Source organism: Pseudomonas sp. I2 (assembly GCF_040984075.1).
Lineage (GTDB): Bacteria > Pseudomonadota > Gammaproteobacteria > Pseudomonadales > Pseudomonadaceae > Aquipseudomonas > Aquipseudomonas guariconensis_B.
In genome coordinates, this window is record NZ_JBCGFQ010000204.1 from 1 (window position 1) to 408 (window position 408).

The 408-nt window shown below is 28.4% G+C and carries 1 protein-coding gene; it reads right to left on the reverse strand.

Features of this window, described 5'->3' with window-relative positions; translation table 11 throughout:
• Positions 1-261: hypothetical protein (locus WCE05_RS26270; RefSeq protein WP_368816876.1), on the reverse strand; the 261-nt coding region annotated here is incomplete at its 3' end.
• Between the last annotated feature and the right edge of the window lie 147 nt (positions 262-408).

The window sequence follows — 408 nt, forward strand, 5'->3', positions numbered from 1 at the left end:
AAAAACCAACATTTCTCCAACCATGAATAATGATAAAAAAATCAATAAACCGATAAATAAAAATAATACATTAAGATAAAATAAAAATAAAACAAATCTAAGAACAAAACAAAAAAAATAACAAATAGATACCCCGCAATAACGTGCTAATTCATCGCCAATGTTTTGCGTACGAATCAATACGTGCAGCCCACTGGCGGCATCTAACCGATAAATCACTTCCGATATCAACGCAAAGGGATAGCCGTAAGAGTTCTTCATTAAAATCGTTAGAGACTGTTCTTTAGTAGACTGATATTTTTTATGGTATTATGTCTATTCTATAATCCATTGAATTGAGTTGTGGTAATCTGTTTATTTTTAGTATATATTTTAAACTTTGTAGTTATATTTTTAGTTTTGATTTTT